This window comes from Pseudomonas wuhanensis (assembly GCF_030687395.1).
Taxonomy (GTDB): domain Bacteria; phylum Pseudomonadota; class Gammaproteobacteria; order Pseudomonadales; family Pseudomonadaceae; genus Aquipseudomonas; species Aquipseudomonas wuhanensis.
Genome location: NZ_CP117430.1, coordinates 255,772 through 277,119, shown reverse-complemented (window position 1 = coordinate 277,119; position 21,348 = coordinate 255,772). Strand labels below are relative to the sequence as shown.

The 21,348-nt window shown below is 60.5% G+C and carries 22 protein-coding genes; 8 read left to right on the top strand and 14 right to left on the bottom strand.

The features are described from left to right. Window positions 1-147 precede the first annotated feature (147 nt). Together PSH88_RS01270 and PSH88_RS01265 are read right to left on the bottom strand one after the other, a co-directional pair. Window positions 148-729, bottom strand: coding sequence for a mechanosensitive ion channel family protein (locus PSH88_RS01270; RefSeq protein ID WP_305424574.1), 582 nt, complete (start codon window positions 727-729; stop codon window positions 148-150). Beyond that, window positions 729-2,639, bottom strand: coding sequence for an ATP-binding cassette domain-containing protein (locus tag PSH88_RS01265; protein WP_305483454.1), 1,911 nt, complete (start codon window positions 2,637-2,639; stop codon window positions 729-731). Before PSH88_RS01265 ends, PSH88_RS01270 begins: the two co-directional genes overlap by 1 nt. Window positions 2,640-2,689: 50 nt before the next feature. Here PSH88_RS01265 and PSH88_RS01260 point away from each other — a divergent pair, with 50 nt between their 5' ends. Then, window positions 2,690-3,154 (top strand): TIGR02444 family protein, encoded by a 465-nt coding sequence (locus tag PSH88_RS01260; RefSeq protein ID WP_305424573.1) that lies wholly within the window; start codon window positions 2,690-2,692, stop codon window positions 3,152-3,154. Here PSH88_RS01260 and PSH88_RS01255 read toward each other — a convergent pair. Further along, complete coding sequence (locus PSH88_RS01255; RefSeq protein WP_305424572.1) at window positions 3,151-4,302, bottom strand: AlgP family protein; 1,152 nt, start codon at window positions 4,300-4,302, stop codon at window positions 3,151-3,153. The genes PSH88_RS01260 and PSH88_RS01255 overlap by 4 nt on opposite strands. Before the next feature lie 192 nt (window positions 4,303-4,494). Here PSH88_RS01255 and PSH88_RS01250 point away from each other — a divergent pair, with 192 nt between their 5' ends. Further along, on the top strand, window positions 4,495-5,160 hold the full coding sequence (locus PSH88_RS01250) for an FKBP-type peptidyl-prolyl cis-trans isomerase (RefSeq protein ID WP_305424571.1): 666 nt from the start codon (window positions 4,495-4,497) through the stop codon (window positions 5,158-5,160). 60 nt (window positions 5,161-5,220) lie between these two features. On the opposite strand, the gene PSH88_RS01245 is transcribed toward PSH88_RS01250, so the two are convergent. From PSH88_RS01245 to PSH88_RS01215, 7 genes are all read right to left on the bottom strand, one after another. Then, the gene (locus PSH88_RS01245; protein ID WP_007941595.1) at window positions 5,221-5,691 is read right to left on the bottom strand and encodes an Rsd/AlgQ family anti-sigma factor; all 471 of its coding nucleotides are present in this window, start codon (window positions 5,689-5,691) and stop codon (window positions 5,221-5,223) included. Window positions 5,692-5,871: 180 nt separating this feature from the next. Next, window positions 5,872-6,423 carry a disulfide bond formation protein B gene (locus tag PSH88_RS01240; protein ID WP_305424570.1) on the bottom strand — a complete coding sequence of 184 codons (552 nt, stop codon included), beginning with the start codon at window positions 6,421-6,423 and terminating at the stop codon, window positions 5,872-5,874. Window positions 6,424-6,766: 343 nt separating this feature from the next. Then, window positions 6,767-8,005 (bottom strand): heme biosynthesis protein HemY, encoded by a 1,239-nt coding sequence (locus tag PSH88_RS01235; RefSeq protein WP_305424569.1) that lies wholly within the window; start codon window positions 8,003-8,005, stop codon window positions 6,767-6,769. Beyond that, complete coding sequence (locus tag PSH88_RS01230) at window positions 8,002-9,156, bottom strand: uroporphyrinogen-III C-methyltransferase (protein WP_305424568.1); 1,155 nt, start codon at window positions 9,154-9,156, stop codon at window positions 8,002-8,004. Before PSH88_RS01230 ends, PSH88_RS01235 begins: the two co-directional genes overlap by 4 nt. A gap of 16 nt (window positions 9,157-9,172) precedes the next feature. Further along, on the bottom strand, window positions 9,173-9,940 hold the full coding sequence (locus PSH88_RS01225) for a uroporphyrinogen-III synthase (RefSeq protein WP_305424567.1): 768 nt from the start codon (window positions 9,938-9,940) through the stop codon (window positions 9,173-9,175). Then, window positions 9,937-10,878 (bottom strand): hydroxymethylbilane synthase, encoded by a 942-nt coding sequence (gene hemC / locus PSH88_RS01220; RefSeq protein ID WP_305424566.1) that lies wholly within the window; start codon window positions 10,876-10,878, stop codon window positions 9,937-9,939. Before hemC ends, PSH88_RS01225 begins: the two co-directional genes overlap by 4 nt. A 129-nt stretch (window positions 10,879-11,007) precedes the next feature. Further along, window positions 11,008-11,754 (bottom strand): LytR/AlgR family response regulator transcription factor, encoded by a 747-nt coding sequence (locus PSH88_RS01215; protein ID WP_007899317.1) that lies wholly within the window; start codon window positions 11,752-11,754, stop codon window positions 11,008-11,010. Between the two features lie 460 nt (window positions 11,755-12,214). Here PSH88_RS01215 and argH point away from each other — a divergent pair, with 460 nt between their 5' ends. After that, window positions 12,215-13,609, top strand: a complete 1,395-nt coding sequence (gene argH, locus PSH88_RS01210; protein ID WP_305424565.1) for an argininosuccinate lyase — start codon at window positions 12,215-12,217, stop codon at window positions 13,607-13,609. Window positions 13,610-13,728: 119 nt separating this feature from the next. Here argH and PSH88_RS01205 read toward each other — a convergent pair whose 3' ends face one another. Continuing rightward, the gene (locus PSH88_RS01205; protein WP_305424564.1) at window positions 13,729-14,388 is read right to left on the bottom strand and encodes a glutathione S-transferase family protein; all 660 of its coding nucleotides are present in this window, start codon (window positions 14,386-14,388) and stop codon (window positions 13,729-13,731) included. Window positions 14,389-14,513: 125 nt separating this feature from the next. Here PSH88_RS01205 and PSH88_RS01200 point away from each other — a divergent pair, with 125 nt between their 5' ends. The 3 genes from PSH88_RS01200 (at window position 14,514) to PSH88_RS01190 (ending at window position 18,374) form a co-directional block, all read left to right on the top strand. Next, window positions 14,514-14,798 carry a hypothetical protein gene (locus PSH88_RS01200; protein WP_305424563.1) on the top strand — a complete coding sequence of 95 codons (285 nt, stop codon included), beginning with the start codon at window positions 14,514-14,516 and terminating at the stop codon, window positions 14,796-14,798. Window positions 14,799-15,086: 288 nt separating this feature from the next. Continuing rightward, on the top strand, window positions 15,087-15,332 hold the full coding sequence (locus PSH88_RS01195) for a TIGR02647 family protein (protein ID WP_007894898.1): 246 nt from the start codon (window positions 15,087-15,089) through the stop codon (window positions 15,330-15,332). 195 nt (window positions 15,333-15,527) lie between these two features. Further along, window positions 15,528-18,374, top strand: a complete 2,847-nt coding sequence (locus PSH88_RS01190; protein ID WP_305424562.1) for a class I adenylate cyclase — start codon at window positions 15,528-15,530, stop codon at window positions 18,372-18,374. Window positions 18,375-18,381: 7 nt separating this feature from the next. Here PSH88_RS01190 and rnk read toward each other — a convergent pair whose 3' ends face one another. From rnk to cyaY, 3 genes are all read right to left on the bottom strand, one after another. Further along, window positions 18,382-18,792 (bottom strand): nucleoside diphosphate kinase regulator, encoded by a 411-nt coding sequence (gene rnk, locus PSH88_RS01185; protein ID WP_305424561.1) that lies wholly within the window; start codon window positions 18,790-18,792, stop codon window positions 18,382-18,384. A 261-nt stretch (window positions 18,793-19,053) separates the two neighbouring features. Continuing rightward, window positions 19,054-19,272, bottom strand: a complete 219-nt coding sequence (locus tag PSH88_RS01180; RefSeq protein WP_253417645.1) for a DUF1289 domain-containing protein — start codon at window positions 19,270-19,272, stop codon at window positions 19,054-19,056. Between the two features lie 4 nt (window positions 19,273-19,276). Further along, the gene (cyaY, locus tag PSH88_RS01175) at window positions 19,277-19,609 is read right to left on the bottom strand and encodes an iron donor protein CyaY (RefSeq protein ID WP_030129113.1); all 333 of its coding nucleotides are present in this window, start codon (window positions 19,607-19,609) and stop codon (window positions 19,277-19,279) included. Between the two features lie 307 nt (window positions 19,610-19,916). Between cyaY and lptM the strand changes: the two genes are divergently transcribed. After that, window positions 19,917-20,090, top strand: a complete 174-nt coding sequence (gene lptM, locus PSH88_RS01170; protein WP_123720251.1) for an LPS translocon maturation chaperone LptM — start codon at window positions 19,917-19,919, stop codon at window positions 20,088-20,090. Between the two features lie 9 nt (window positions 20,091-20,099). Further along, a complete protein-coding gene (gene lysA, locus PSH88_RS01165; RefSeq protein WP_305424558.1) occupies window positions 20,100-21,347 on the top strand; it encodes a diaminopimelate decarboxylase in 1,248 nt (415 codons plus the stop codon). Window position 21,348: the final 1 nt, after the last annotated feature.

Here is a 21,348-nt window from a genome sequence, read left to right as displayed (position 1 = left end):
GGCTTGAAGGGCCCATCGTCTGACGAACCGCCATCGCGGGCAAGCCCGCTCCCACAGAGTTTTGGACTGATCACAAACCTCAATCCACCCCAAAAACCTGTGGGAGCGGGCTTGCCCGCGAAAGCGGTGTGTCAGGCAACAGAAGGCTTACTTTTCGAACCCGTTCGAAGGGAACACATCCGTGCCGCGCCAGCGTCGAACCGAACGCTGGAAGAACAGGCTATTGGGCACTTGCACCATGGCGCTGCCGGTACCGAGTTCTTCGGCTTCGATCAGCGTGGTGTAGAGCAGATTGATCGCCACCACCCGGCCTTTGACGCCGGGCTTGTCGGTGGTATCCACCAACTCGACCACATCGCCGATACGGAATGGGCCGACGGTGAAGATCAGGATCGCGCACAGCAGGTTGGAGAGCACGCTCCACATGGCGAAAAACGCCACGGCGGCCACCGCAACGAAACCGGACAACGCCGTCCAGAGCACCGTGGCCGACACGCCAAGGCGTTCCAGCACGAAAATCAGCGCACTGCCCATGATCAGCCAGCGCAAACCGCCACGCAGCGGCATGAAAAACTGCGGCGGAAACGGATAGCGCTCGCCCAGGCGAGTCAGGCATTTAGCGACAATACGCTGGGCGATATAACCAGCCAGCAGGATCAGCAGAATTTGCACGACCAGCCAGAGCGGCTCGCCCCACCCAGCCGGTAAAGGCAGTTTGAAGGCTTCCATCAGGACAGCGCCTCCAGCTCCGCCTGCATGCTTTCCAGCAGTTCCAGCGCTTCCATCCAGGCTTCTTCCAGCTCGGCTTCACGCACCTTCAGCTTGGCTTGTTCAGCCAGCAGATCACGCAAATCGTTCTTGCGCATCGGCTCGTAAATGTCGATGTCGCCAAGGCTGGAATCGATCTTCGCCAGCTTCTCGTGCAGCTTGCCCAGCTCGGCTTCAAGCTTGTCGGCCTCACGCTTGTGCGGTGCCAGTTGCTGACGCAACGCAGCAGCGGCCTGGCGCTGGGCCTTCTTGTCGGTCTTGTCCGGATTGACCGGGGTATTGCTGACCGGGGCATTGCGTTGACGGTATTCGACCAGCCAACGGGCGTAGTCCTCCAGGTCGCCATCGAACTCCTCGACTTTGCCGTCTGCCACCAGATAGAAATTGTCAGTGGTGCTTTTGAGCAGATGGCGATCGTGTGAGACCACCAGTACCGCGCCACTGAATTCCTGCAGGGCCATGGTCAGCGCCAGACGCATTTCCAGGTCCAGGTGGTTGGTCGGTTCGTCGAGCAGCAACAAGTTCGGTCGATCCCAAGCGATCAATGCCAAGGCCAGACGCGCCTTCTCACCGCCGGAGAAATTCAGTACCGGCTCATCGATACGCGCGCCGCGGAAATCGAACCCGCCGAGGAAATCGCGCAGGGTCTGCTCACGCTCGGTCGGTGCCAGGCGCTGCAAGTGCAGCAACGGGCTGGCCTTGGAGTCGAGGGAATCAAGCTGATGCTGGGCGAAGTAGCCAACGACGGTGTTTTCACCGCGCGTCAGGCGACCGGCCAACGGCTCAAGCTCACCGGCGAGGTTTTTGATCAGGGTCGATTTACCCGCACCGTTCGGGCCGAGCAAGCCGATCCGCGCGCCGGGGGTCAGTTGCAGCTTGACCTTCTCCAGCACGGCTTTATCGCCGTAACCCAGTCGAGCATCCGACAGGTCGATCAGCGGGCTGGAAATTTTCGTCGACTCGCGGAAGACGAAGTCGAACGGCGAATCGACGTGCGCGGCAGACAGCTCTTCCATCCGCTCCAGCGCCTTGATCCGGCTCTGGGCCTGACGGGCCTTGGTAGCCTGGGCCTTGAAGCGGGCGATGTAGCTTTCCATGTGCGCACGTTGCGCCTGCTGCTTCTCGTAGGCTTGTTGTTGCTGGGCCAGACGTTCGGCACGGGCGCGTTCGAAGGCGCTATAACCACCGCGATACAGGGTGATCTTGCGTTGATCGACGTGGGCTACGTGATCGACCACGGCATCGAGGAAGTCCCGGTCGTGGGAAATCAGCATCAAGGTACCGGGGTAGCTTTTAAGCCACTCTTCGAGCCAGATGATGGCGTCGAGGTCCAAGTGGTTGGTCGGTTCGTCGAGCAGCAACAGGTCCGAAGGGCACATCAAAGCCTGCGCCAGGTTCAGACGCATCCGCCAGCCACCAGAGAAATCTCCTACTTGCCGATCCATCTGCTCGTTGGTGAACCCAAGGCCGGCCAGCAGCTTTCGAGCCCGAGCGTCGGCGGTGTAGCCGTCGGCGCTGTCGAGTTCCGAGTGCAGGCGGGCCTGAGCGGCACCGTCATGGGCCGCTTCGGCTGCGGCGAGGTCGCGTTGCACCTCGCGCAGGCGCAGGTCACCATCGAGCACGTAGTCGACCGCGATGCGTTCGAGCGTCTCGATTTCCTGGCGCATGTGGGCGATGCGCCAGTCGGCCGGCAGGAAGCAGTCACCCGAGTCCGGGTGCAGTTCGCCCCGGATCAAGGCGAACAGGCTCGATTTGCCGGCGCCGTTGGCACCGATGAGGCCGGCTTTGTGGCCGGCGTGCAGGGTCAGCTCGGCGTCTTCTAGCAGACGTTGCGGGCCACGCTGTAAAGTCAGGTTCTGAAGTCGAATCATAATGGCGGCGGAGTCTACCAGCTTCGCTCGCAACTGGCGCGAGTAGCACTATGTCCTCTGACCTGTGGAGCTTTTCCCTTGGCACTTACGCCCGTCCCGGCGTTGAAGCTGCCTGCCTGCAATTGCAGTCGGCCGGGGTGAACGTGTGTCTGTTGCTCTGTGGTCTGTGGCTGGGACAGCGGGGTGTCGCCTGCAACGAGCAACGAATAAAGCAGCTTCGCGATGTAGCCGAGCCCTGGGACGCGGATATCGTGCAACCGCTACGGGCGTTGCGTAGGCAATGGAAGGCCAGCGCGGCCGAAGACGTCGAACTGCATACGTTGCGCGAACAAGTCAAAACCCTGGAACTGAAAGCCGAGCGACAGCTGTTGTTGCGACTGGAGCGATCGGCAAAGAGCTGGCCGCAGGATGAGGCGACCGATCTCTCGGCCTGGCTGGAAGGTGTGGCGGCAGGCGCCGCCAACCTGGACCGCGACGCGCTGCATCAGCTGCGCGTCGCGGTAACCGGCACTTAGGAAGCGCTGGTTGGGGTGGTGCTGGTGCTCGACGACGCGGCTGGCGTTGGCGCAGACGTGGTGATCGAGGTGGTTGCTGCAGGCGCGGGCGACGCCGAGGCCGAAGAAGCAGGGGCCGAAGTTGCTGGCTTGATCGCTGGCGCAGCAGCCGGTTTGGCAGCGGCGACCGGCTTTTTCACGGCCGGTTTTGCTGCTGGCTTGGCCGCGGGTTTGGTTGCTGGTTTTGCAGCGGCTGGCTTGGCTGCAGTGGCTGGCTTGGCAGCGGCAGCAGGTTTCGCAGCAGCAGTTTTGGCAGCCGGTTTCGCGGCAGGTTTGGCCGCAGCTTTTACAGCGGGTTTCGCAGCGGGTTTTGCAGCAGGCTTGACTGCAGCGGTTTTAGCCGCGACAGGTTTGGCGGCTGGTTTGGCAGCAGGTTTCGCGGCGGCAGTTCTAGCGGCTGGCTTGGCAGCAGATTTAGCCGCTGGTTTTGCCGCTGCAGTTTTTGCCACGGCGGGTTTGGCAGCCGTGGTTTTTGCAGCTGGTTTAGCGGCGGCTGTTTTGGCAGCAGCTGGCTTGGCGGCAGGTTTGGCAGCCGTCGTTTTAGCTGCGGGTTTCGCAGCACTGGCAGCGACTGGTTTTTTCGCCGCAGGTTTTGCAGCTGGCTTGGCTACGGTTTTCACCGGAGCTTTGGCAGCAGGCTTGGCCGATGCTTTTGCAGCAGCCGGTTTGGCAGCGGCTTTCTTCGCAGGTGCCGCAGCTGGCTTGGCCGAACGCAGGGACAACGCCTTGACGACAGCCTCTTGGACACGACCGACACCCTGGGCCAATTTCAGGCTTTCTTGAGCGTCGCGCTTGAGTTGCAGGATGTAGCTGCGCGTATCGGACTGACGATCCTTGAGAGCGTCGAGCAAGTCCTCAAGTTCTTTCACCGCACCTTTGGCCTTGGCTTGCGCCTTGGCTTTGCCGGCCGCCGCAGCGTCCTGCAATTTGGTGCGGGATTTGTGCAGTTTTTCCTGCGCTTTTCCGCGCTGCTTCTCCAGTTTGGCGAGCAGTTTTTCAGCATCAGCCAAGGCTTGGGAACAAGCGTTTTCCAAATGCTCGAGCAGGCTGCCCGAGAGTTGTTGGAGTAAGTGCAACGGAGTATTTACTGGCTTCTTGGTGGCCGACATGGTTTACCTCCTGGCTGACGTGAATGCGGCTCATACTAGACCTCTGCTGCAACCGCCGCTAGGGCATCTTGACAGTATCGAAAGCGCTACGTTGCAACGAAGTAAAAATGTTCTGCGCTGGCGCAAAACCAGTTTACCTTCGAGCGCATTCACACTGGCATAATCCTGCGCATCTCAGATCGGAGAGTGCCCATGTCGCGCTACCTTTTTTTATCGCTGTGCGTGTTTTTTTCCGTGGCCCAGGCCTCCGAAAAAATCGCCGCAAATGACGCTCACGATCTTGCTTACAGCTTGGGCGCAAGCCTTGGCGAACGCTTGCGCCAGGAAGTTCCGGATCTGCAACTTCAGGCACTGCTCGAAGGTTTGCAGCAAGCCTATCAAGGCAAGCCGCTGGCACTGAAAGACGAGCGGATCGAACAGATTCTTGCCGAGCACGAAGCCCGGGTCGCTGAGCAACCCGTCGTCCCGCAAAGCGAAGTCGCCCTCGAAAAAGAGCAGCGTTTTCTCGCCGAAGAAAAAGCCAGGCCTGGGGTTCGCGAATTGACGGATGGAATATTGCTGACGGAGCTGACGCCGGGCAACGGCGCCAAGGCCGGCCCGAACGGCAAGGTTCAAGTGCTGTATATCGGACGCCTGCCTGACGGCACAGTGTTCGACCAGAACAACCAGCCGCAGTGGTTCAATCTTGATAGCGTGATCGCGGGGTGGCGCAGTGCGCTGCAAGACATGCCGGTCGGCGCGAAATGGCGCCTGGTGATTCCATCGGCGCAAGCCTATGGCGCCGACGGTGCTGGCGACTTGATCGCGCCGTTTACACCGCTGGTATTCGAAGTCGAATTGCGGGGTGCCACAAGCTGAATGCCGGAAACGAAAACGGCGCGCATTGCGCACCGTTTTCAGTGACCAGCCGGGAAGGGTTCAGGCCTGAACCGAACTCTCTTCCTTGTGGGCCGTGTGCAGCACTTCGATCAGGCAATCTTCCAGTTCGAAACGCTCACGCAGTTGGCTGCCCAGTTTTTCCAGCGCTTCGGCGAAACGCTCGGTATCGTTGCAATCACCTTTGTGACAATGATCATTGAACGACAGAGCCATCTCGGTGCTCACATCGATACGCGGGTTGATCTGCTTCACCAGTTCAAGGCCGCCATCGTCGCCAAAGGCCTTGGCCTCATTGACCAGATGCTCACTCACTTCGAAATGCCAGGCCGAAACGTAATCGACAAGAATCTCGCAAAACCGACCGTTCAAGGACTTGTCGGCGAAAGCCGGTTTGGCATTTCGCAAGTCGTGGAATGCCTTTACCAACTCTTCACGCTCTTGTAGCCAGCGGTCAATGAGCTTATGAACCCCACCCCAGCGTTCCTGAGCATTCTGACAACTATCTAACATGGCGATCTCTCTTCCCTAATGGGTCATGCCGTTCTACGCCTGCCCCCAACACACGGCACATCCGGTCTTGGTCAGGCAGAACAGCAACGAGCAACATAATTCCAATGACACGTGCGGGCCAGATTATGCCCGCGCGCCTATGGCTTCAAGGTACGCAGGAGATAAAGTTCATACAAGTGTTTAATCGCCCGCCAAGACCCGGTGCGACGACTCGCCGCTGAGCGGTCGCTGACACGCGATCCAGACAAGGCGCAGCAACTGATACCCGCCCAGGATCATCATTGCGACGAAGAACAGCAGGCTCCACTCCGGGATGCTCAGGTCGAATAGCGTCCAGGAAATTTCCGCGCAATCGGCGGTGCCCTGGAACATTCGCTGCACGACACACACCCACGGCGTACTGGCGAACAGATCGGCCAGATTGGGCGAGCATGCCGACAGCTGATGCACCGGGTCGCTCTGCAACACGACCTGTCGCCACGCTGTGACGGTACCGGCCAGACTGCAGAGCAAACCCAGCAGCCAATACAAGAATGACCCGAAGCGGCCAGGCCCCTGCACCGAAGCCGTCAGGCAGACACCCGTGAGCACCGCCAGACAAACCCGTTGCAACAGGCACAACCCGCAAGGCTTGAGACCGACCGCATATTCCAGGTAATAGGAAACGCCCAACGCCAGGGCACCTGCGATGAAAACCATGAAAAACAAGGAGCGTGAGCAGGCCAAAGACATGGCTTTTCCGTAACAGTAGAGACAGGCGGTTACGGTAGAGGAAAGCGCGGCAGCCTTTCAAGGCAGACCACCACGGACACTTCACCAGAAGTGTAGGGAATTCCCGACAGGGTCGAGAGGATTTGATGTAGTCCTCTGTAGGACGTTGCCGGCGAAGGATTACAACGCTGAAACAGTGGCGGATTCGAAGCGATTCCCGCCCCTTGTAGCAGCTGGCGCAGCCTGCGTTCGGCTGCGCAGCAGTCGTAAAACAGGCACCGCGGTTTAACAGAGGAACCGCATAACCTTTATGACGACGGCTTCGCCGCCGAACGCAGCCTTCGGCAGCGGCTACAAGTCGGCATCAAGCGTGAGCCGGCACTGGCAGCGGTGCCGCCAGCAAGCGCTCATCCAATAGACCCAAGCCCTCCTGGAACAGCTGATTACTGCGTTCGGTGTCACCCAGTTGCGCCAGCAACCGCGCCAGTTCGGCGCAGGCTTCAGGGTTGCGCTGCACACGCAGGCTGCTCTCCAGATAATCCCTGGCCTTGCCCCACAGACTGCTTTGCAGACACAAACGGCCCAACGTCAGCAACAGGCTGGGGTCGGCAGGATGATCCTTGAGCCAACCCTCGGCGATGTGCAGTTGCCTGGCCGGATCGCTGCCGCGAACCAGCCCGTACAGGCGTGCCAGATGACTGTCGTATTTGCGCTTGAGGGCTGTACGCAGGACCTCTTCGGCCTCGACCTGCGCCCCCAGCTGCCGTAACTGATCAGCATAGGCCAGCACCAGTTGCGGTTCCTGGCGCTGAGCAGCGGTGAGTTGCTGCCAGGCGCGATTGAGCGATTGCAAACCAACCGTTCCGTCCTCTTCCCGGTGCGCCGCCAACGAAAGATTTTCACCCCAGGCCCGGCGCTCCAGCTCAGCCAGTTCGGCTGGTGGCAATACCTTGTCCTTGCGTAACTCCGGCAACAAGCGAATCACGGCCGACCAGTCGCCCCGCTGCTGATGCAGGCGCTGCAACTGGCGCAGAGTCTGGACGTTATGTGGATGACGCTCGTGCATGGCTTGCAGGGTTACCAGCGCGCCGTCAGTGTCGCCGCGGTCGGTCTGCAATTGGGCATGACTCAAGGCAATCGCCAGCTCGGCCTGGGGCTGCCGCTCCAGAGCGCGCTCCAGCAGGTTGTCGCTTTCCTCGTAGTGACCTTGTTCGTTCGCGGCGCGGGCAGCACCGAGGTAGTAGAGCAGCGGTTGGCGCTCGGCTTCCGCTGCGCGATACAGATGACGCTGTGCACTGGCCCAACGGCCCTCGGCCAAATCCAGCTGACCATGTTCGATCGCTACTTGCACCCGCCGACTGCGATTGCGCCGCGACCATGGATTGACCACTCCACCGGAAGTCGTCACCAGCTCGATCAACACCTTGATGCCCCAGAACACCAGCCACAGCACGACTACCAGGGCCAGGGTTGCCCACAGGCTCGATTCGTAACGGAAAGTTTTGTAGGCGATCAGCACGTAGCCGGAATGCTCGGCAATCGCCAGCCCTAGCGCGGCGGCAGCGGCGATGACCACGAACACAATCACATAGAGGCGCTTCATGGCGTGGCCTCCTGCATAGTGCTCGCGGCAGGTTTGGCCAGAGGTTTCACCGATTCCTCGGCATTGACGTTACGACGCTCGAGATAGGCCTGAACCGAACTCAACGTGCCCGTCAGATCTGGCGTGACCACCGTGACTGGCTGCTTGCTCAACTCGGACACTTGCTCGAGCATGATTTTGCTCTGAGGGTTGTCCGGGTTGAAGTTGCCTTTGAGCACGTCCCGCGCTTCGGCCAGCGCCTGGGTGTAAACCGCGGCTTGGCCATTAAGCGCGGCCCACTGTGCTTGCTCCAGCGCCAGGCTAAGAGCCAGGCGCACCTGGCTCAGGCTCTGCCCTGCCAGCAACGGCCGGACATTCTTGTCGGCGTTGAAGTCGATGCGGATATAACGCGAGATCTGATCCCACCATTGCGCCCAGCGACTGGCACCGTCGCCATCGGCAGTCAGGCCCAGCAGGGATTCGCCACGGTCCTTGTATTCCGGTGCCAGCTCGGTGAGGTTGATCACTTGATCGCGCAACGCCCCCAAGCGCAGGAACAACCCGGTGCGATCCGGCTGTTCGGTACTGCGCAGGGCTACCAGGGTTTTGGCCACTTGCTCACGAGCGGCAAAAGCCCCGGGGTCATTCTGTTCACGGAGAATTTCATCGGCGCCTTGCACCAGGGCCTGGGCGCTGCTGATGTCCTGCAACGCCGACAGGCGCAGGCTGGCCAGACGCAGCAAATGCTCGGCTTCGGCCAGACGCCAGTCCTTGCGGCTCGCGCCGAGGACGGTTTCCAGACGTTGATTCAAGCGTTGCTGATCGCCTTGGAGTTGAGTGACCAAGCGACTGCGCGCGTCGAGTTCTTCGGCGGCCGGCATTTGCTCGAGGCGAGCCGTCAGGCGTTGCTCGTTGAGCTTCAGGCTCTGGGCCTGATCATTCAGCGCCTGAACCTGACTCAACTGTTGCTGGTTAGTGGCTTGCAGGTGACGCACCTGCCAGACTCCCCAACCGCCCACGGCAACACCGGCCGCACCCAACAGCAGCGCAACGATTGCCAACCCATTGCCTCGGCGCTGCTCAACGGCAGGTGGCGCAGTTTCAACCGGTGCATCAGCCGGTGCATCAAGCACGGGCCGGACGTCATCTTTAGGCAAGGCTGTTTCGCTCACGTATCCATCCTTTGCATTAGAAAACGGGCACGGGGTGTTCCCGTAACGCCGCCAGCAAGGCCGCGGCACTGGCGCCACGACAATCCACAACTGTTTGGGCCCCGGCGGCGCGCGCCAGCTCGGCGACCCTGGGGCTTGGAACAAACAACGGCAACCGCACCATGCTCGGCCAGGCATCGCCAGCCAATCGGTGCAGGTGCTCAAAACCCTGTCCACTGCTGACCACCAGCCCGTTCAAGCGTTCCGCCTTGATCCGGTCAGGCAGCGTTGCCGGCGGGTACTGCGGCAAACCGCGTCGATACAACTCCAGATACTCGACACTAGCACCAAGCTCGCGTAAACGCTCAGCCAGCAGCTCGCGCCCACCCTCCCCGCGCATGATCAGCACTCGCGGATCGGGTCGAGTGACAGCCTCGCGCAACGGCGCAAGCTCAAGCAAGGCTTCGCTGTCGTCACCGTCGACCGGGAAACTTACATCCAGCCCGTTATGCTCGAGGATCTGCGCCGTCGCCGCGCCCACGCTGAACCATCTCGGAACCGGTGGCTGTGGCCGGTATTGGGTGAGCAGATCGACAGCGATTCTGGCGGCCGGCTTGCTGACCACGATCACCGCGCAATAGCTATCCAGGTTCTGAATGACTTCGCGCATTGTGTCAGAGGCGGGAATCGGCTCGATATCTAAAAGCGGCAAACTGCTGCTGAAAACCCCCGCATCAGCCAGCACACCGGCAAGCGCCGCCGACTCATCCGCAGGGCGCGTCAGCAACAAGCGCCAGCCAGTCACTCGTGCCCTGCCTCGCCATAGACTGCTTTCAGAATGTCGGCGGCGCCTTGGCTCAGCAGGTCTTCGGCCACTTGTACGCCCAAGGCCTCGGCATCGCCGCGTGGCGCTCGGGCCTCGGCACTGAGCAGCAGACCGCCGTTCGGATCGCCGACCAGACCACGCAACCAGATCTGCTCGCCTTCAAGCACGGCGTAGCAGGCGATCGGGACCTGGCAGCCGCCATTCAGATGTTTGTTGAGGGCACGTTCGGCAGTGACACGGGTGGCCGTGTCCTGGTGATGCAGCGGCGCCAGCAGCGCATGAATTTCAGTGTCGGCGCTACGGCACTCGATACCGACCGCGCCCTGGCCACCGGCCGGCAGACTGTCGTCGACACTGATCGCCGAGGTGATGCGGTCTTCGAAGCCCAGGCGAATCAAACCCGCCGCGGCGAGGATGATAGCGTCGTATTCGCCGGCATCGAGCTTGGCCAGACGGGTGTTGACGTTACCGCGCAGGAAGCGGATTTCCAGGTCCGGGCGGCGGGTCAACAACTGCGCCTGACGACGCAGGCTGGAGGTGCCGACGATGCTGCCTTTTGGCAACTCATCCAGGCTGGCGTAGGTGTTGGAAACGAAGGCGTCGCGCGGGTCTTCGCGCTCGCAAATGCAGAACAGACCGAGGCCATCGGGGAAGTCCATCGGCACGTCTTTCATGGAATGCACGGCGATGTCGGCTTCATTTTCCAGCAGCGCGGTTTCCAGTTCCTTGACGAACAGGCCCTTGCCGCCGATTTTCGACAGCGGCGAATCGAGCAGCTTGTCGCCGCGGCTGACCATGGGTACCAGCGTCACGAGCAGGCCCGGATGGGCCTGTTCCAGACGAGCCTTGACATATTCGGCCTGCCACAGGGCGAGAGCACTTTTGCGGGTGGCGATGCGGATTTCGCGAGAGGACATGGATCAATCAATCCGTACTGAATAGATACGGCGGATAATAACAGCTCAGCCAAATCCACTTTGACTTGTATCAGAAACCGCATGGCCTCCCTGGCCCTCAATGTCCGGTAATAGGGTAGAAATCCGCCCTTAAAGCTGTTGCATCATTTTGCGCACGCCGGCCACATGACGTCGGCTGACGATCAGGGCATCGCCGTTCAGGCCTTTGAGAAACAGCTGAAAATGCCCCAGGGGCGTGCGCTGCAGCCGCTCGATGCGTTCGCGAGCAACCAGGGCGTTGCGGTGGATCCGCACGAAACGGTCGCCAAATTCGTCTTCGAGGGCCTTGAGTGGTTCGTCGAGCAGCACTTCACCGCCTTCATGACGCAAGGTGACGTACTTGTGGTCGGCAATGAAGTAGACCACCTGACCCAACGGAATCAGTTCGATGCCTTTTCGGGTGCGGGCGCTGATGTGGCTGCGCGGACCGCTACCGGTTTCGGCCGCCGGACGAGTCAAGGCCGCGAGCTGGACGCGATTGGGTCGCTCGGCTTTCTTTAATGCTTCATGTAACTGTTCTGTGCGCACTGGCTTCACCAGATAGCCCACGGCGCTGGCCTGTAGGGCTTCCACGGCAAATTCATCGGGCCCGGTGCAAAACACCACGGCGGGCGGGGTTTCGCGTTCGCACAATCGTGCAGCCACTTGCAGGCCATCGAGGCCCGGCATGCGAATATCGAGCAGCACGATATCCGGTTTGTGACTGTCGATCAGTGCCAACGCCTCTTCGCCGTTCGTGGCGCTGGGCTCCAGGACATTGTATCCCTCGAGTTCGCCGACCATTCGGCTCAGGCGCTCGCGGGCCAGGGGTTCGTCATCAACGATCAGGACATTCATATTGCGCTGGATTCCTGCGTGAGTCTCGCACAAGGATAGCGTAGACAGGTGAAGTGACGTCCGTCACCGCGATCCACGCTAAGACTAGCGCGAGGGCCAAAAAGTGCCGCGAGACCGGCGGCTAAATTTTCATCTGCCGCGTGACTGGCGGCCCAGGCCCGCACTGGCGAGGCATCGCCGTAGGGTTTGCTGATACACAATATGAACACCCCTCTTCTCTCTATAGTCAGCTGCAGCATCGAGAAGTGCGCTGATCCTCTGTCCAACTGTAGACGGTTGCCGGGACGTTATTGCTCAATTGAAAAATATCGTTGCGCAATTTCTGTATCGCTTGCTTCGAGCAGGGGCGGCGCGATGAGAAAAAACCTGTCGACCAGTGTCAGCGACAGGATTGGCAACCCTGTTATTATCCGCGTCAGCGTTCCACGCCATCTTTCTTCAAGCCGATACGAGCGAATTCATGAGCACTGACAAGACCAATCAGTCCTGGGGCGGCCGCTTCAGTGAACCCGTCGACGCCTTCGTCGCCCGCTTCACCGCCTCCGTCACCTTCGACCAGCGCCTGTATCGCCACGACATCATGGGCTCGATCGCCCACGCCAGCATGCTGGCCAAGGTCGGCGTGCTGACCGATGCCGAGCGCGACAGCATCATCGATGGCCTGAAAACCATCCAGGGTGAAATCGAGGCCGGCCAGTTCGACTGGCGCATCGACCTTGAAGACGTGCACATGAACATCGAGGCGCGTCTGACCGACCGCATCGGCGTCACCGGTAAAAAGCTGCATACCGGTCGCAGCCGTAACGACCAGGTCGCCACTGACATCCGCCTGTGGCTGCGTGACGAGATCGACCTGATCCTCAGCGAAATCACTCGCCTGCAACAAGGCTTGCTGGAGCAGGCCGAGCGCGAAGCCGCCAGCATCATGCCGGGCTTCACTCACCTGCAAACCGCGCAGCCGGTGACCTTCGGGCACCACATGCTGGCCTGGTTCGAAATGCTCAGCCGCGACTACGAGCGTCTGGTGGACTGCCGCAAGCGCACCAATCGCATGCCGCTGGGCAGTGCCGCGCTGGCCGGCACCACTTACCCGATCGACCGCGAATACACCGCTCAACTGCTGGGCTTCGACGCCGTCGGCGGTAATTCCCTGGACAACGTGTCCGATCGCGACTTCGCCATCGAGTTCTGCTCGGCCGCGAGCATCGCGATGATGCACTTGTCGCGGTTCTCCGAAGAGCTGGTGCTGTGGACCAGCGCACAGTTCCAGTTCATCGATCTGCCGGACCGTTTCTGCACCGGCAGCTCGATCATGCCGCAAAAGAAAAACCCGGACGTCCCAGAGCTGGTTCGCGGCAAGACTGGCCGGGTATTCGGCGCGCTGATGGGCCTGCTGACCCTGATGAAAGGCCAGCCGCTGGCCTACAACAAGGACAACCAGGAAGACAAGGAACCGCTGTTCGACGCCGCCGACACTCTGCGCGATTCGCTGCGGGCCTTTGCCGACATGATCCCGGCGATCAAGCCGAAACACGCGATGATGCGCGAAGCGGCTCTGCGCGGTTTCTCCACCGCCACCGACCTGGCTGACTATCTGGTTCGCCGTGGCCTGCCGTTCCGTGATTGCCACGAAATCGTTGGCCACGCGGTGAAGTACGGCGTGGAAAGCGGCAAGGACCTGGCGGAAATGAGCCTGGAAGAACTGCGCAAGTTCAGCGATCAGATCGAGCAGGACGTATTTGCCGTGCTGACCCTGGAAGGCTCGGTGAATGCCCGTGACCATATCGGCGGGACTGCGCCAGCGCAGGTCAAAAAGGCTGTTGTACGCGGTCAGGCACTGCTCGCCAGCCGCTAAAAGCATCGCGGGCAAGCCCGCTCCCACAAGGATCTCCGACTGGCCAAAATCTATGGCAGACAGAGAAACCTGTGGGAGCGGGCTTGCCCGCGATGACTGACTTCAGAGCACTACAAAACCTACTTTTTGGACGCGATCATCTGCAGAAACGCAGGCATCGCCGCGTTCTTGTCCTTTGCGATCCGCTGCACATGCAGATTCTGCTCCAAACGTTCCAGCAGCGCCCTTGCCGCTGGCATCTTGGCCAGCAGATCAATATCGAGCAGCTTCTGCGCCACAGCACACGCCATCGGCACGCTGTACAGGAAATACAAATCCGCAATGCTGAGACTGTCACCCGCTACGTAAGGGGCAAATTTGCCGTGCCTGCCCAGCGAGGCGAACCCCAGCAGTAACTCAGCCTTGGTCTTTTCCTGGATAGCCTCCGGCACGGACATGCCGAAAAACGCTGCGGGGTAGCAGGCGCGCGCCGGCAGCTCGATGTACAACTCGATTTCCTTGGCCAAAGCCAGCGCCTGCGCTCGCTCGAAGGGGTCGCTCGACAACAGCGGCGTGCCTTTCTGGCTCTGCTCGAGGTACTCGAGAATCACGCTGGTTTCATTGATGAAACCTTGTTCGACGCCCAACACAGGAACCTTGCCGCGCGGGCTGATCGCCAGCGCCTCGGGGCTGGTGCCTGGGTAAAACGGCACCTCTTCAAATGGCAGTCCCTTCTCCAGCAACGCCAGCTTGACCATGTTGTAGTAGTTGCTGACGCAAAATCCATAAAGCTTGAGCATTACATAGCCTCCAGGCCGTGCAGGGGGTTGGCAGCGCCAGTTATAGAACGCCCGGGCACTTCTTGCCAGAAGCATCACAGCGCTGAATGCAGGTAAACTGGCCGCCTTTCCTTGAGGAGCCTGCCATGAGCGAGCAAAACGACATCGACAACGACGAAGAAGAATTCGCTGAAACGACGCTGATCGAAGCGATCGAGAACCAGATCGAAAGCGATAACCCGCCAGCGGCCAAGGCGACCTTCAACAAACTGACCCTGGTGGGTTACGAGCGTGAAGAAATCCTCAACCTGATGGCCCACGTGCTGGCTGTGGAAATCGACGCGATCCTCGAAGAAGACCGCGCGTTCAACACCGAATGGTACGAAACCGCACTGCGCGCGCTGCCAGAGTTGCCGCCGGAAAAAAAATAACCCAGCGCTGTCACGGGGCTTTTGTGGCGAGGTAGCTTGCTCCCGTTCGGCTGCGCAGCAGTCGCAAAGCTTTGGGGCCGCTTCGCGACCCAACGGGAGCAAGCTCCCTCGCCACAGCGGCCCGCCTCCACACAGATTGTCACCAATCAATACCGCCTTGCCCCAGACGCTGACTAAACTGGAAACCACCCCGAGGCAAAAAACCCTGTTACGAGCGCTGGACATGCTGCGCGAGTGGGATCACCTTAGGAGCGCTATCGTCCAATTCCTAGAAAGTCTGGAGTCCTTATGTCGCTTACCCCTGAGTTGGTTGCCGAACTGGAAATCCTCGCCCTCTTCAACCTGGACAGTTCCCAGGAAGGTTTGAAAATTCATCAGACCGCTGCCCCGAAAGCCATTGCCGCCGCCCAAAGACTGTTCGACAAAGAATTGATCACCCAGCCCGATGGCGGTTATCTGACCAGCCTGGGGCGTGACGCTGCACAAAATGTGCAAACCGTTCTAACCATTCTGTCCGTGCGCGAAACAGCCTGAGCATCGCCGCATCGCCCACGGAAACCTCTGTCACGGGATTTCCGCGGGCACACTTGGGTGCCCGCTGTCGCCGCGCGATAGAAATCTGACGCCAGAAACACAAAATCAGCTGAAAAGTCCCGAGGCCGAGGCGCTAAACTGCCCCTCATCCCGAGCCCTCCCACGTCCGAGCCCCGCGAGCCGGATTGAGCTGACATGACCCGTACCCATGAAATCCGCCCCGATCTGGACGAGGGAATCGACCGCAAGGTTCTCAGCCAACTGCGCGCCCGCTTTCTGAAGCTCAACGAGGGCCGGATGGCCCGTGCCATGGAAGGGTTGTCGACCCGCCAGCAAACGGTTCTGACCCTGCTGCCGCTGTTTTTCCATGTCAATCATCCGCTGTTGCCGGGTTATGTTTCGGGTAGCACCCCGGCCGGGCTGTCGAATTACGAACCGGACGCCAACGCCCTCGCCGAAGCCCAGCGCCTGACTCGCTCGTTTTCCTATAAGCCGCGCCACGGCAGCAATCCGCCGCGACCGATTCACGGTCTGTTCCTGATGGGCAGCCTCGGCACCCTGGCCCAGGCCGATCAGAGCGACATGGACGTATGGGTCTGTCACGGACCGGACTTGAGCGAAAGCGAGCTCACAGAGCTGCGCAAGAAATGCCAGCTGCTTGAGATATGGGCCGCCAGCCAGGGTGCCGAGGCGCATTTCTTTCTGATCGACCCGGCTCGCTTCGTGCTCGGCGAGCGCGATACCCAACTGAGTTCGGAAGACTGCGGCACCACCCAGCACTACCTGCTGCTGGACGAGTTCTACCGCACCGCGATCTGGCTGGCCGGCCGTACACCCATCTGGTGGCTGGTGCCGGTTTATGAAGAGGCAGCGTACGACCGGTATACCCATACGCTGTTATCCAAGCGTTTCATCCGTGCCGACGAAACCCTGGACCTGGGGCATCTGGCGTACATCCCGCCCGGAGAATTCATCGGGGCCGGGCTCTGGCAGTTATTCAAAGGCATCGAGTCACCGTACAAATCAGTGCTCAAACTGCTGCTGACCGAGGTCTACGCCAGCGAACACCCCAAGGTCCACTGCCTGAGCCTGCGTTTCAAGCAGGCGGTGTTTGCCAATCGACTGGACCTCGACGAACTGGATCCATACGTCGTGGTTTACCGGCGCATCGAGGAATACCTCACGGCCCGGGGCGAACTGGAACGGCTGGAGCTGGTACGCCGCGCGCTGTACTTGAAGGTCAACCGCAAGCTCACCGGCAGCAGCGGTCGCAACCAGAGCTGGCAGCGTTCATTGCTCGAACGCCTGGCCCACGAATGGCATTGGGATCAGCGTCAGCTCGCATTGCTCGACAGCCGCAGCCAGTGGAAAGTCCGCCAGGTCAGTGCCGAACGCAGAGCCTTGGTCGGCGAGCTGAATTACAGCTACCGCTTCCTGACGCAGTTTGCCCGCAACGAGCAGACCGTCAGCCTGATCAACAAACGCGACCTCAATGTGCTGGGCCGGCGGCTGTATGCCGCCTTCGAGCGCAAGGCCGACAAGGTCGAATTCATCAACCCGGGCATCGCTCCCGATCTGGCCGAAGACACCCTGACGCTGGTGGAGGCACCCAACAAGAAGGAACCGGGGCAAACCCAATGGGGTTTGTACAACGGCAGCCTGACCGCCCACGAGTGGGAGCATTTCGCACCGATCAAGCGCAGTCGTCAGTTACTGGAACTGCTCACCTGGTGCCACCGTAACGGCGTGATCGACAGCAGCACCCGCCTGGCCCTGCACCCAGGCACCAGCGACTTGAGCGAGTTCGAACTGTTCAACCTGCTCGGCAGCCTGCAACAAAGCATCGCCCTGCCTTTGACCACTGTCGCCGAAGAGCCTTTGCTGCGCGCCAGTGTGCCGAGCGAAGTACTGATTCTGGTGAACGTCGGCATCGACCCGCTCAAGCACCATCGCGACCTGAACATCCTGATGACCACCGAGCGCACTGACTCCCTGAGCTATGCCGGTGTGCGGGAAAACCTGGTGCTGACCCTGGATCAGGTCACGCTCAATAGCTGGAACGAGGTGCTGGTCAGCCGCTTTGACGGCCCCCACGCCCTGCTCGACTGCCTGCGCGATTACCTCAACAATCTGCCGGACGGGCCACAACAGCCCAAGCTGCGGGTGCGGTGCTTCTGCCACAACCGCGCGCAATTCATTGCCCGGCGGGTCGAAGAAATCCTCGACACCGCGCAGAACCTGCTGCTGAGCAAACTCAATCATCGTTACCTGATTCAGGTCCAGCAGCATTACCACGTGCTGGAACTGGTGCCCGGCCAAGTCAATCACGTCGCCCTCGCCACGCTGCCGGCACTGCTTGACTACCTCGGCGAAGAACTGGCGAGCTACAGCCCGTTGCATCTGGACCCGATGGCACTGGAAGACCACGACCTGGCGCTGATCCTGCCCATGGGGCAACCCGACTGCATTCAGGTGTTCTACCGGATCAACGAACACCAGGCCGATCTGTACGTACTGGATGAGTTCAATGCCTTGTGGCAACAACGCTTGCCCTATCACGACGAACAAAGCCTGCTGGTGCCGCTGCAACGTTTCCTGCAATCGATCCAGTATCGGCGCGACGCCTTGCTGCCGATGGACGCCGCCCAGCCGCTGAGCCTGGAGACTTTGTATTACCAGTTGTTGCCTTCAGGTACCGCACGGGCGCGTCGGGCCGAAGCCCGGCCGGCGCCGCAAACGCCGGTCAACAAACCGTTTTATGATGTGCAGGCGATCATCGGCAAGGCCGCACCAGGGCAGGTGCAGGTCACGTTGTATTGCAAACAGCGGGAATTTTCGGAGCTGGAATATGGCGACCAACTGTTCAGTGTGGTCGCCGGGGAAATCGTCGAGCAGCGCCGCGAGACTGAACGCTATCGCTGCTACATCACCGACCTGGACCTGTCGGGCCTGCTCGGTGATGGTCAGGGTTCAACTCAGCTGTATCTGCGCTACAAGGCCGACCTGGAACGCGCACTGAACGAGGCGCTCGAGCAGGTCTGAAGGGATGTTATTCCGGGAAGTCGCCGCCATGGGCAGGCTGCGATTCAACTTCCAGCAGGGTCAGCTTCAAGGTCTTGCCGCCCGGAGCTGGCCAGTCAATGTGCTGACCGACTTTCAAACCCAGCAACGCACTGCCCACTGGCGCCAGAATGGAGATCTTGCCTTCGTCGGCGTTGGCATCCTTGGGGTAAACCAGGGTCAGGTGATAGTCCTTGCCGCTGCTTTCTTCACGGCAATGCACACGGGAGTTCATGGTCACGACATCGGCTGGCACCTCTTCGTGACCGACCAGGGTATCGGCGCGATCCAGTTCGGTTTGCAGCGCGATAACGCCCGGCAGCGTGTCATCCAGGCTGTCGATCAGGCGCTCCAGACGCTGTACGTCCAGACGGGTAAGGGTGATGGAAGGTGCGGTCATGATCAGGGCAGACTCCTTTCTTCTGCACGAAAAAAGCAAAACCCCGCCAGAAAAAAGGCGGGGTTTTCACGAGCCTCGATGGGTTGAGGCGTATCTGGACACTATCACAGCTCAATAAATATACAAGCCAGGAGGCGACCACGGCCCTGCGCTGACCATTGTGGCGAGGGAGCTTGCTCCCGCTGGGGCGCGGAGCGGCCCTCAAAATCTTGCGGCCGCTTCGCAACCGAGCGGGAGCAAGCTCCCTCGCCACAAAAGCCCTTAAGCCAAGACTTTGCGTTGTGCAGCCTGCGCACAAATCACTCGCCGCCGCTCATCATCCGCCGAGCGCCATTCACGAATATCTTCGACATGACGGAAACACCCCAGGCAGACCTTCTGTTCATCCAGCCGACACACACCACTGCACGGCGACGGCACCGCCGGGCTGACATTGCTGTAAAGCGGTTTGGGCGGACGAACGGGCGCAGGCTGGGTCACGATCTCACAGCCCTTCGAAATCGAGTTCGACGTCGGCTTGCTGCTTGACGATGCGCTCAAGCATCTCACCGAGCTGCTCCTCACTCTTGTCACACATCCAGCGCTCGCTTTCTGCGTCGTAATCAAAGTGGAAGCCGCCGGATACCGCCGCCAGCCACAGCTGACGCAGCGGTTCCTGACGACTGAAGATCAATTGGCTGCCGTTTTCGAACTTGACGGTGAGTACACCCGCCGAACTCTCCAGATCGATATCCAGGCCACTCTCGTCGAAAATATCCTCCAGCGACTGCTGGGTTGCATCGACCAGGTCGTGGAAACGGGCTTCGGTCAAACTCATTGCGGGAACCTCAAAAAGTGTCTACTCACGCTCAAGCGCCGCAAGATACGGCCGAGCCCCGGTGATTGCAAAGGATAACGTCCAAGCACCGATCTGTGGGAGCGGGCTTGCCCGCGAAGGGGTCAGTACATTCAATATCTTTGCTGACTGAACCAACGCCTTCGCGGGCAAGCCCGCTCCCACAGGGATTGCATTAAACCGACGCACATCAGGCCAAGCCCCGCTGGACGGGAGCCCCGTCGCATAGGCAAGCTGCCGGGTGGCCGGTATACTCCGGCGCAATTAATGCATTTTCAAGGATTTCGCCATGAAGCGCCTGATCTCTTCCCTTGCTGCGCTCGTCGCGGTTGCCTGCCTGGTGTCGGCCTGTGGTCAAAAAGGCCCGCTGTACCTGCCTGATGAGAACCAGGATCCTGCCGAGCAGGCCAAGTCCTCGCAACAGCAGCCTGCCTCCAAAGCACACAAGCACGACGTCTACTAAGGGAACGCTATGGACGCTTTTAACTACCGTGACGGTGAGCTGTTCGCGGAAGGTGTTGCCCTGTCCGCCATCGCCGAACGCTTTGGTACACCGACCTACGTCTACTCCCGTGCCCACATCGAAGCCCAATACCTGGCTTACGCCGATGCGCTGGCCGGCACGCCTCACCTGGTCTGTTTTGCGGTCAAGGCCAACTCCAACCTGGGTGTACTGAATGTCCTGGCGCGTATTGGCGCCGGTTTCGACATCGTTTCCCGTGGCGAGCTGGAGCGCGTACTGGCCGCTGGCGGCAGCGCCGACAAGATCGTGTTCTCCGGTGTCGGCAAGACCCGTGACGACATGCGTCGCGCCCTGGAAGTCGGCGTGCACTGCTTCAACGTCGAGTCCACCGATGAGCTCGAACGCCTGCAAGTGGTGGCCGCCGAGCTGGGCGTTCGCGCGCCGATCTCGCTGCGCGTCAACCCGGACGTCGATGCCGGCACTCACCCGTACATCTCCACCGGTCTCAAAGAGAACAAGTTCGGCATCGCCATCGCCGACGCCGAAGACGTGTACATCCGCGCCGCGCAACTGCCTAACCTGGAAGTCGTCGGCGTCGATTGCCACATCGGTTCGCAACTGACCACCCTGCCGCCATTCATCGACGCCCTCGACCGCCTGCTGGGCCTGGTCGACCGCCTCGGCGATTGCGGCATCTACCTGCGCCACATCGATCTCGGTGGTGGTTTGGGCGTGCGTTATCGCGATGAAGAGCCGCCATTGGCTGCCGACTACATCAAGGCCGTGCGCGAGCGTCTCGACGGTCGTGACCTGGCGCTGGTGTTCGAGCCGGGTCGTTTCGTCGTCGCCAACGCCGGCGTACTACTGACCCAGGTCGAGTACCTCAAGCACACCGAACACAAAGACTTCGCCATCGTCGACGCGGCCATGAACGACCTGATCCGCCCGGCGCTGTATCAAGCCTGGATGGACGTCACCGCCGTGCGCCCGCGTAACAGCGCCGCTCGCGCCTACGACATCGTCGGCCCGATCTGCGAAACCGGTGACTTCCTGGCCAAGGATCGTCAACTGGCGCTGGAAGAAGGCGACCTGCTGGCCGTGCATTCGGCCGGTGCCTATGGGTTTGTCATGAGTTCCAACTACAACACCCGCGGCCGTGCCGCTGAAGTGTTGGTGGACGGTGATCAGGCATTTGAAGTGCGTCGCCGTGAGACGGTAGCCGAGTTGTTTGCTGGCGAAAGCCTGCTGCCGGAGTAAA

Coding starts and splice junctions, on each gene's coding strand:
- PSH88_RS01270 (WP_305424574.1), bottom strand. CDS start 729: ATGGAAGCCTTCAAACTGCCTTTACCGGCTGGGTGGGGCGAGCCGCTC.
- PSH88_RS01265 (WP_305483454.1), bottom strand. CDS start 2,639: ATGATTCGACTTCAGAACCTGACTTTACAGCGTGGCCCGCAACGTCTG.
- PSH88_RS01260 (WP_305424573.1), top strand. CDS start 2,690: ATGTCCTCTGACCTGTGGAGCTTTTCCCTTGGCACTTACGCCCGTCCC.
- PSH88_RS01255 (WP_305424572.1), bottom strand. CDS start 4,302: ATGTCGGCCACCAAGAAGCCAGTAAATACTCCGTTGCACTTACTCCAA.
- PSH88_RS01250 (WP_305424571.1), top strand. CDS start 4,495: ATGTCGCGCTACCTTTTTTTATCGCTGTGCGTGTTTTTTTCCGTGGCC.
- PSH88_RS01245 (WP_007941595.1), bottom strand. CDS start 5,691: ATGTTAGATAGTTGTCAGAATGCTCAGGAACGCTGGGGTGGGGTTCAT.
- PSH88_RS01240 (WP_305424570.1), bottom strand. CDS start 6,423: ATGTCTTTGGCCTGCTCACGCTCCTTGTTTTTCATGGTTTTCATCGCA.
- PSH88_RS01235 (WP_305424569.1), bottom strand. CDS start 8,005: ATGAAGCGCCTCTATGTGATTGTGTTCGTGGTCATCGCCGCTGCCGCC.
- hemC (WP_305424566.1), bottom strand. CDS start 10,878: ATGTCCTCTCGCGAAATCCGCATCGCCACCCGCAAAAGTGCTCTCGCC.
- PSH88_RS01215 (WP_007899317.1), bottom strand. CDS start 11,754: ATGAATGTCCTGATCGTTGATGACGAACCCCTGGCCCGCGAGCGCCTG.
- argH (WP_305424565.1), top strand. CDS start 12,215: ATGAGCACTGACAAGACCAATCAGTCCTGGGGCGGCCGCTTCAGTGAA.
- PSH88_RS01205 (WP_305424564.1), bottom strand. CDS start 14,388: ATGCTCAAGCTTTATGGATTTTGCGTCAGCAACTACTACAACATGGTC.
- PSH88_RS01200 (WP_305424563.1), top strand. CDS start 14,514: ATGAGCGAGCAAAACGACATCGACAACGACGAAGAAGAATTCGCTGAA.
- PSH88_RS01195 (WP_007894898.1), top strand. CDS start 15,087: ATGTCGCTTACCCCTGAGTTGGTTGCCGAACTGGAAATCCTCGCCCTC.
- PSH88_RS01190 (WP_305424562.1), top strand. CDS start 15,528: ATGACCCGTACCCATGAAATCCGCCCCGATCTGGACGAGGGAATCGAC.
- rnk (WP_305424561.1), bottom strand. CDS start 18,792: ATGACCGCACCTTCCATCACCCTTACCCGTCTGGACGTACAGCGTCTG.
- cyaY (WP_030129113.1), bottom strand. CDS start 19,609: ATGAGTTTGACCGAAGCCCGTTTCCACGACCTGGTCGATGCAACCCAG.
- lptM (WP_123720251.1), top strand. CDS start 19,917: ATGAAGCGCCTGATCTCTTCCCTTGCTGCGCTCGTCGCGGTTGCCTGC.
- lysA (WP_305424558.1), top strand. CDS start 20,100: ATGGACGCTTTTAACTACCGTGACGGTGAGCTGTTCGCGGAAGGTGTT.